Origin of the sequence: Pseudonocardia ammonioxydans (assembly GCF_900115005.1) — a bacterium.
In the GTDB taxonomy this organism is placed as follows: Bacteria; Actinomycetota; Actinomycetes; order Mycobacteriales; family Pseudonocardiaceae; genus Pseudonocardia; species Pseudonocardia ammonioxydans.
Genome location: NZ_FOUY01000094.1, coordinates 1 through 8,907, shown reverse-complemented (window position 1 = coordinate 8,907; position 8,907 = coordinate 1). Strand labels below are relative to the sequence as shown.

Here is an 8,907-nt window from a genome sequence, read left to right as displayed (position 1 = left end):
TTCCTCGACTACCCACCGGAACTGCGGCGCATCGTTTACACCACCAACGCCATCGAATCCATCAATTACCAGCTCCGGAAAATCACCAAGACCCGCGGGCACTTTCCCTCCGACGAGGCAGCGATGAAGCTACTCTACCTCGGACTCCGGAACATCTCGAGCAGAAGGGGAGGTGAATCCGGAACTGGAACACACGGCTGGAAAACGGCTCTGAACACGCTGGTCGTCCTCTTCCCCGGACGACTTCCTCTGTGATACATTAACGGCATTAGTCACCCGTGGCTTACACGGGAATCGTGACAGGCTCCCGGTGATCCCGACCGAGCCGAGCCCTTCGTCGGGCACTTCCTGAGCGCGTACTGCGGCCATTTCCCCGAATCGGAGGCGGTGCTCGCGGCGCTCACCGCCCGCTTGCCCTACTACATGGCGTGCACGCTGCTGCGAGTCGCCCGCAACACCTACATCGACACCGACCACGCAGCCACCTTGGTCGAGCACGCCAAACGGCTGCTGCGCACGCCGTGACCGAGGAGAAGCGGTTGTGCGCCCGGGCCGTCCTGTTCGATGTCAACGGCACCTTGGTCGACATCGTCACCGACGAACAGCGAGACCGGATCTACCGCGTCATCAGCCGTGTGCTCGCCTACTCGGGCATCGACCTGCCCCGGCGCCGCTTGCGCGCGACCTACTTCGCCACCCTGCACGAGCTGCGCGACCAGATACCGGAGACCTACCCCGAGTTCGACGCCGTCGCGGTCTGGCGCGCCATCGTCGAACGACACGCCACCGCCTGCACCCGCGCCCTTTCCGCCGACCGGCTCGAACAGCTACCACTGTTCCTCACCGAACTGCATCGCGGCCTCGCCCGCCGGCGACTGCGCCGGTATCCGCATGTGCGCACGGTCCTCGACGAACTTCGCACCCGCTACCGGCTCGGCATCGTCACCGACGGCCAGAGCGCCTACGCACGCCCGGAGCTCGCTGAACTCGGCTTGATCGACTACTTCGACTCGATCGTGGTCTCCGGTGACCTCGGCTTCCGCAAACCGGACGAGCGACTGTTCACCGCCGCACTCGATGCCCTCGGGGTGGGCCCCGAACGCGCCGTGTACGTCGGCAACGACCCCTTCCGCGACATCCACGGCGCGCACCGCGCCGGGCTCCACACAGTGCTCTACGCCCCGAACGACGATGCCGGCACCCTCGGATGTGGGTGTCCCTGCACCCCCGACCACGTCATCACCGACCACCGCCGGCTCCCCGAGCATCTCGAGTGATCGCTGTGTCGTGGTGGCTCACCGTGGTCCTGCGCGACGCCACGGGCGGCCGGAGCGCTCCGCTACTACGCGTGGGCCCGTCCACGACTACATCCCGCCTGCGCTACACGGGCCCCCGCTCCACCACGGGTTGCCGCCCCGCGACTGAACTCGGGCACATCCCTGCCGGCGAGCATCTCTTGCGCTGACCGTCGGACGGCTGATTTCCGCGGGTTTCGCCGGCGGCACTGTGGGCAGGCGTCCGCCATGTCCGAGGCCCCGACCGGAGACGACGACCCGGACCGCAGCCGGTTCGTCGTGGGACTGCTCACCGACCCGGACCTGCCCCACGACGTCGCCCGCGACATCGCCCCCATACTCGAACGCACTCTGCCCGACGAGCTCGACGGCCGTCCGGTCAGCTGGAGCGTCGTCACCACCCAGGACCCGTTCGAGTCGCTCGGCAGCTCCGACTACGGGTTGTACGACAAGGCCCGCGAGCGGGTCCGCGACACCGACTGGGACATCGCCATCGGCATCACCGACGTCCCGATCCGGCGCGGTCGGCGCACCGTGCTGACCGAGCACGGCAACGCCGCGGTCGCCGTGGTGTCCCTACCCGCACTCGGCGCGCTCAACGTGCGACGCCGGGCACGGTCCGTGATCACCGACCTGCTGACCACCATGGCCGAGCGGCTGTTGACCGGCGATGACCGCGACCCGCCGGCGCCCCAGTTGCGTCCCGCCGGCCTGGCCCGGCTGGTCGCCGGGATGGTCCGGGCCAACCGGCCCTGGGCGTTCACCACCGGCCTGGCCCGGTCGCTGGCCGGCGGCCTGGCCGGCAGCGCGTTCGGCGTGCTCTACCCCAGCATCTGGACGCTCGCGGACTCGATGCCCCCGTGGCGGATCGCGGTCACCGTGGTCGGCGCGACCGCCGTACACGCCGGGTGGCTGGTGGCCGCGCACCGGTTGTGGGAGCGCCGCGGTGACCCGCAGCGCCGCGACCGGCCCAGCACCGGGCTGCGCAACGCCTCCACCCTGATCACCGTCGGCGTCGGCGTCCTCGCCTACACGGCGGTGCTGTTCGTGCTGTCCCTGGTGTCCCTGGTGGTCATCGTGACCCCGGAGTACCTGGGCAGCCAGCTCGGTCACCCCGTCGGGCTGCCGGACTACCTGGGCTGCGCGTTGATGGCGACCGTGATCGGCACCGTGGCCGGGGCCATCGGCTCCGGGCTGGAGAACGGCGCCGCGGTGCGGCACGCCGCCTACGGGCACCGCACCGCGGAACGAATCCGCGCCGGGTGATCGCCACGGCCGGACCATGTGGAGCTGGATCCGGTCGGATCAGAGTGCCGCGGCCGCCACCTTCGCGACCGCTGCGTCCTGCTCACCGGTACCGCCGCTGACCCCGACCGCTCCGATCACGCCACCATCCGGTGTGGACAGCGGGATCCCGCCGGCGAAGACCATCACGCGTCCGTGGTTGGACTCCTGGATCCCGTAGAACTGCTGCCCGGGCTGGGCGTTGTCGGCCAGGTCGGCGGTCGGCAGGTCGAACGCCCGGGCGGTGAACGCCTTGTTGATCGCGATGTCGACGCTGCCCATCCAGCCGCCGTCCTGGCGGATGTGGGCGACGAGGCTGCCACCGGCGTCGACGACGGCGATGTTCATCGGCTGGCCCTGGCGGTCGGCCTCGGCCTCGCCGGCGGCGATGACGCGGCGGGCGTCGGCGAGACCGACGCTCTCGATCGTGCGCATGGTGCTCCTCTCCGTGTGCGCCCGCGGCAGGCGCGATCAGTGTCGGCCGGTGTCAGTGCTCGGGTAGCGCGAAGACGACGAGGGCGTCGCCATGCGAGCCCCCGATCAGTCCCGGCAGGAACCCGTCGGCCCAGCTGCCCCAGCCGGACGGGACCGCGAGGTACTGGCGCCCGTCGATGCTGTAGGTCGTGGGACTGGAGTGGATGCCGCTGCCGGTCTGGAACTGCCAGAGCAGCTCCCCGGTCCGAGCGTGATAGCCGTTGACCTCACCGGTGGGCTCGCCGGTGAACACCACGTCGCCGCCGGTGGCCAGCACCGACGCGCACATCGGCACGTCGTTGGTCCAGCGCCAGGCCTCCCGGCCGTGTGCGTCGACAGCGGTGAGGTAACCGGCCATGTCCTCGGTGTCCACGGCGACGCTGGCGCCCCAGTACGGGTTGCCCTCCTTGAACTCCTGGCGCCGCCGGGTGATGGTGGCGCCGACGTCCTGTGCCGGGACGTAGAACAGCCCGGTGCGCGGACTGTAGGCGGCGTGCGTCCACTCCTTGCCGCCGCCCGGGCCGGGCCAGAAGTGGACCGGTTCGCCCTCGGCGTCCGGGTAGATCTGCGGGGTGACCGTGCCGTCGGCACTGATCTCGCCCCAGTCGATCCGGTCCACGAACGGGGTGACCCGCACCAGCGTGCCGTCGGTGCGGTCGAGGACGAAGAAGTAGCCGTTCTTGTTGAAGTGGCCGAGCAGCTTGCGCCCGTCCTCCTCGAACAGGATGTTCTCCATGTTCGAGTCGTAGTCCCACACGTCGTGCGGGTTGTACTGGTAGTGCCAGCGGATCTCGCCGGTGTCCGGATCGACGGCGAGGACGCAGTCGGTGTAGAGGTTGTCGCCCGGGCGGACCTCTCCGTCGAAATCGGGTGACGGGTTGCCGGTGCCCCAGTAGAGCAGGTTCAGCTCCGGGTCGAACGTGCCGGTGATCCAGCAGTTGCCGCCGCCGCGCACGGTGGCGTTCTCCGGCCAGGTGTCGGCACCCGGCTCGCCGGGCCCGGGCACGGTATAGGTCCGCCACGCGTGCCGCCCGGTCTCCAGGTCGAACGCATCCAGGTGGCCACGCACGCCGAACTCGCCGCCGGAGCTGCCGACGATCACCTTGTCCTTGACCACCAGTGGCGCCACCGTGGCACTCTCCCCGGCCCGGACGTCGCCGAACGGGACGTCCCAGACACAGCGCCCGGTCTCGGCGTCCAGCGCGAGGACGTGCGCGTTGAGCGAGACGGCGAAGACCTTCCCCTGCGCCACCGCGACCCCGCGGTTCACGTTCCCGCAGCACAGCGGGGTGTCGAACGGGACAGCGTGCTTGTAGCGCCAGAGCAGCGACCCGGTGCGGGCGTCGAGTGCCCAGATCCAGCCGTCCCACCCGGCCAGGAACATGATCCCGTCGACGACGATCGGGGCCGCCTCGAACGCATACGTCGACGCTCCGGCGTGGATCCCGGCCGCACCGGACTGGAAGATCCAGGCGGGGGCGAGCCGGTGCACGTTCCCGGTGGTGATCTGGTCGAGCGGGCTGTAGCGCTGCCCGTCGTAGGCGCCGTAGTAGGTCAGCCAGTTCTGCGGCTCCGAGCGCGCGTGCAGGAGTCGCTCGTGATCGAGCCCGCGGACCACCGGCGGTGCAAACCCCGTCACCCCCGCGAACTCTCCCTGGTTGACTGCGGTCCCGGCGTCGACGTAGTCGGTCATCTTCGACCTCCGTTCCTGGTGCTGTTTCAGGGCCGGGGTTGTTCCGGGCGGTCGAGGCGGGCCTGCTCGGCCACCTCACCGCCGACGACGATCGCCCCGGTCAGGCCGCTGCCCTCGTCATTGCCGATCACCGACGAGAACCAGTAGCACCCCGGCCCGTCGAGCTCGAGATGTGCCTTGCCCCGGGAACGGACCGGGAGTGCGAGGAACTGCTTGTCGCCGTTGCTGGGCAGCAGGACGGTGTGCGTGCTGGAGTCGTCGTTGACGATGTCCAGATCGAGCCGGCCGCCGTGGGGCAGGTACAGGACCGCGGGGTCCCAGACCATCTGGTCCGGGACGACCCGCAGCCGCCCGCGCATCCGCCCATCGGGGCCGTCCTCAGCCTCGGCCACCGGCCCACTGTTGAGCAGCCGGCCGAGCGTGCCGTGATTCTGCCGGTCCAGCCCGAGGTCACTCAGTGTCCGGGGAGATCCTGTGATCGTCATTGATCGCCTCCGTGTACGATCCGCCCGCTCAGGCGGGCAGGTCCGCGTTCGGGTGCAGCAGCACCTTCGAATAGCCGGGCTCGCGCTTGTCGAAGCGCGCATAGGCGTCCGGGGCCTCGGACAGCGGCACCTGTTGGGACACCACGAAACTCGGCTCCGCCCGCCCGGCGATGATCAGGTCCCGGAGCTGGTGGGCGTAGGCCTTCGCGTCGGCCTGGCCGGTGCCCATGCGCAGGCCGCGCTCGAAGAAGCGGCCGATGTCGAACAGCAGCAGCCCCTGCGCGGCGTTCTCGTTCGGCGCGCCGGGGTCCGAGGGCAGGTACAGCCCGACCGTGCCGATCCCGCCGGTCGGGCGGACCGTGTCGACGAGCTGGTTGAGCACGATCGCGGGCTGTTCCTCACCCTCGGCCGCGGTGGCCTGGTACCCGACCGCGTCGATGCCGCGGTCGGTCCCGCTGTCGCCCAGGGCGTCGGTGATCTGCTCGGCCGGGTCACCGCGGCTGAAGTCGATCGGGGTGGCGCCGATCCGCTCGGCCAACTGCAACCGGTCGGCGACCTTGTCCACCACGAACACCTGCCGGGCCCCCTTGAGCAGCGCCGAGTACGCCGCCATCAGCCCGACCGGGCCCGCGCCGTAGACCGCGACCGTCTCGCCCGGGCGGACCCCGGCCAGCTCGGTGGCGTGGTAGCCGGTCGGGAAGATGTCGGCCAGCAGCGCGAAATCGGACTCGTGCTCGGAGCCCTCGGGCAGCGGCACGCAGTTGAAGTCGGCGAACGGCACCCGCAGGTACTCCGCCTGGCCGCCGGTGTAGGGCCCCATCGACACGTAGCCGTAGGCACCGCCGGCGAAGCCGGGGTTCACCACCTCGCAGAACGCGGTCTTCCCGGCCCGGCAGTTGCGGCAGAACCCGCAGGCCACGTTGAACGGCATCACCACCCGCTGCCCCCGGCGCAGGCTCGTCACCCCGGACCCGACCTCCTCGATGACCCCCATGTTCTCGTGGCCGAACACGATGCCCGGCTCGGCGTCGGTGCGGCCCTCGTACATGTGCAGGTCCGAGCCGCAGATGCACGTCGTACTGATCTTCACCAGCACGTCCTGCGGGTCCTGGATCCGCGGGTCCTCGACGTCGGAGACGGCGACCTCGTAGGGCCCCTGATACACCACGGCCTTCATGGATCTCCTCCCCACGTATGCGGCGACTCCATAGCGCGCGTACCCGGACACACCGCTTCAATGCCGGGACACGCCCCGGATGCGGGTCTGTCTCGCCGGACCTACGGTCGGGGCGTCGTGGGGTGCGTGGCGCAGTACGTGCCGGTGGCCGTGTCCGACCGACCGGGGGCGTCCTGATCGGCGCGTCCAGCGGTATCGCCCGGGCCGCCGCGCTGGCCTTCGCCGGACGCGGTTGCTGGCCGGTCGGATCCTGGCCGACATTGCGGGCCGGCGCCCGGACGGGCGGTCAGCAGTAGCAGCGTCGTGGCGGACACCCATGCGGCAGCGCCGGCAGACGCCGCGCAATTGCTGAGCCACGACGCCGGACGTGCCCTGCTTCGACGGCAAGGACCGTGACGGCATCTGAGACCACCCTGTGACGACCCGGTCGTCGCCGGTCCTACTCGGTGCAGAGGTGACTGCGCCATGGAACTTCACGTGTATCTGGCCGGACCACGGGCATCGGTGAACGTCTGGCGGGTAGGCCTTGCGTCGACGCCGGATTCACCGACGTCGACGCAACGGAAGGGATCAGTGGTGGTCAGGTACGAGACGCTCGTGGAAGGAGTGCGCGACCGCGCACAACTCGACAGCGGCGCACACGCCCGCCCGGTCGTCGAAGCCGTACTCAACACCCTCGCCCACGAGCTACCCCACGACCTACGAGAACGACTGGCCGACGCACTGCCCGCCAAGGTCGAGCCGGCGGCCGACGTCGCCGGCACCAGCCCGCCACGTATCGGCCAGGCCTTCGTCGACCAGGTCGGCGAGACCCTCGGCGAGCCGCCGGAACGCGCCCGCTACCTGGCGATGGCCGTGTTGAGGGAGATCCGGGCCGCGGACGCCGACCTGGCCGAGGCGCTACACGAGAACATGCCACCGGAAACCCTCCAGGTTCTCGAACCCGCGGGCGATCCTCCCGACGTCGCCACCACCGTGCCGCCCGAACGGCCGACCCGGCTCACCGCCGACGAGGTCGGCGCGGCGTTGCGGGCGCTGCCCGACTGGACCGGCGACGAGACCGGGATTGCTCGGACCGTGAGTCTTCCCGAGGACCGGATCACCCCGCTCGTCGATCAGGTGCAGCGGGAGGCCCGGGACATGAACGACCACGCCCATGTCGAGCGCGGATCCGGCACGGTCACCTTTCGGCTGCGGACCGGGTCGGCGAGCGTCACCGAACCGGACCTCACACTCGCACGACGGGTCGACGCTGCCGTCACACAGGTCGCGTCCGGAGGTTGACCCGAAACCCAACGGCCCAACACCGGCCGCGAACGGGTATCGGCGGGGGGACTGTCTGGAAGATCGTGTGTGGGCGGTGATCGTCTGTGTCAGTTCAGGGCGATCCGGTCGCCGTAGAACAGTGTCAACGCGTTCAGTGCAGCCTTCCAGCCGGTGGTCCGGCCGGTCACGTTGGTCCGGTTCGCGATCGGGCTGCGGATGACCAGGTAGAGCACCTTCAGCGCGGCCTGGTCGTTCGGGAAGTGCCCCCGCCGACGAGTCGCTTGCCGGAACCGCGAGTTCAGCGACTCCACCGCGTTGGTGGTGTAGATGACCCGCCGAACCTCGGGCGGGAAGGCCAGGAACGGGGTGAACTCCTCCCAGGCGCCTCGCCAGAGCCGGATGATCGCCGGGTAGCGCTGTCCCCACTCGGTCTCGAACTCGGCGAAGCGCGCCTCAGCAGCATCGACGGTCGGTGCGGTGTAGACCGTGCGGAGTGCCTTGGTGATCGACGACCAGTGCGCTTTGGAGGCATAGCGCAGAGTGGCCCGCACCAGGTGCACCACGCAGTGCTGCACGGTGGCGCGCGGCCAGACCTCAGCGATCGCCTCGGGCAAACCCTTGAGCCCGTCGCAGGCCACGATGCACACATCAGCAACACCGCGGTTACGCAGCTCGGCCAGCACCCCCATCCAGTGCTTCGCGCCCTCCCCGCCGGTGCCGACCCAGAGCCCGAGCACGTCTCGTTCGCCCTCGCAGTTGATCCCGAGTACGACATAGATCGGGCGGTTGGCGACCTGCCCGTCACGGATCTTGACGTACAGAGCGTCCACGAACACCACGGGATACACGCGGTCCAGGGGCCGGCCCTGCCAGGCGACGAGTTCCTCGACGACCTTGTCGGTGACCTTCGAGACCAGCTCTCGAGACACCGTCGTTCCATAGACCTCGCCCAGGTGCACAGCGATCTCGCCGGTAGTGAGCCCTTTCGCGTACAGGCTGATGATCGCCTCGTCGAAACCTTCCACCCGACGGGCGTGTTTGGGCACGATCTGCGGTGAGAACGTCCCGGCCCGGTCCCGCGGGACTTTCAGCTCGACCGGCCCGACTTCGGTACGCACCGTCTTCGGCGAGCTCCCGTTGCGGTGGTTGTCCCCTCGTGGGGCAGAGCGGTCGCCGGGCTCGTAGCCCAGGTGCTCGGTCATCTCGGTGTCGAGCGCAGCCTGCAGAACGGTG

At 69.8% G+C, this 8,907-nt stretch carries 10 protein-coding genes; 5 read left to right on the top strand and 5 right to left on the bottom strand.

Features of this window, described 5'->3' with window-relative positions:
• From BM093_RS33590 to BM093_RS33580, 4 genes are all read left to right on the top strand, one after another.
• A partial coding sequence (locus BM093_RS33590) for a transposase (protein WP_143105615.1) occupies nt 1-255 on the top strand: 255 nt, incomplete at its 5' end.
• 132 nt (nt 256-387) lie between these two features.
• The gene (locus BM093_RS36400; RefSeq protein WP_177238875.1) at nt 388-525 is read left to right on the top strand and encodes a hypothetical protein; all 138 of its coding nucleotides are present in this window, start codon (nt 388-390) and stop codon (nt 523-525) included.
• Entirely contained in the window at nt 522-1,277 is a 756-nt protein-coding gene (locus BM093_RS33585; protein ID WP_218163055.1) for an HAD family hydrolase, read from the top strand. Before BM093_RS36400 ends, BM093_RS33585 begins: the two co-directional genes overlap by 4 nt.
• A 246-nt stretch (nt 1,278-1,523) precedes the next feature.
• Nucleotides 1,524-2,561 (top strand): hypothetical protein, encoded by a 1,038-nt coding sequence (locus BM093_RS33580; protein ID WP_093357203.1) that lies wholly within the window; start codon nt 1,524-1,526, stop codon nt 2,559-2,561.
• 39 nt (nt 2,562-2,600) lie between these two features.
• Here the strand turns inward: BM093_RS33580 and BM093_RS33575 are convergent, their stop codons facing one another.
• Genes BM093_RS33575 through BM093_RS33560 form a run of 4 tightly spaced genes read right to left on the bottom strand, consistent with a single transcriptional unit; the run spans nt 2,601 to nt 6,408 of the window.
• Entirely contained in the window at nt 2,601-3,014 is a 414-nt protein-coding gene (locus BM093_RS33575; RefSeq protein WP_093357199.1) for a GlcG/HbpS family heme-binding protein, read from the bottom strand.
• Between the two features lie 52 nt (nt 3,015-3,066).
• The gene (locus BM093_RS33570) at nt 3,067-4,746 is read right to left on the bottom strand and encodes a PQQ-dependent dehydrogenase, methanol/ethanol family (protein WP_093357196.1); all 1,680 of its coding nucleotides are present in this window, start codon (nt 4,744-4,746) and stop codon (nt 3,067-3,069) included.
• A 26-nt stretch (nt 4,747-4,772) separates the two neighbouring features.
• Nucleotides 4,773-5,231 carry an MSMEG_3727 family PQQ-associated protein gene (locus tag BM093_RS33565; protein ID WP_093357192.1) on the bottom strand — a complete coding sequence of 153 codons (459 nt, stop codon included), beginning with the start codon at nt 5,229-5,231 and terminating at the stop codon, nt 4,773-4,775.
• Nucleotides 5,232-5,259: 28 nt separating this feature from the next.
• Entirely contained in the window at nt 5,260-6,408 is a 1,149-nt protein-coding gene (locus tag BM093_RS33560; protein WP_177238874.1) for a glutathione-independent formaldehyde dehydrogenase, read from the bottom strand.
• Between the two features lie 576 nt (nt 6,409-6,984).
• On the opposite strand from BM093_RS33560, the gene BM093_RS33555 reads away from it, so the two are divergent.
• Nucleotides 6,985-7,692 carry a DUF2267 domain-containing protein gene (locus BM093_RS33555; protein WP_177238873.1) on the top strand — a complete coding sequence of 236 codons (708 nt, stop codon included), beginning with the start codon at nt 6,985-6,987 and terminating at the stop codon, nt 7,690-7,692.
• 89 nt (nt 7,693-7,781) lie between these two features.
• Here BM093_RS33555 and BM093_RS33550 read toward each other — a convergent pair.
• Nucleotides 7,782-8,907 (bottom strand): IS256 family transposase (locus BM093_RS33550; protein WP_093357183.1); only part of this gene is annotated, 1,126 nt, incomplete at its 5' end.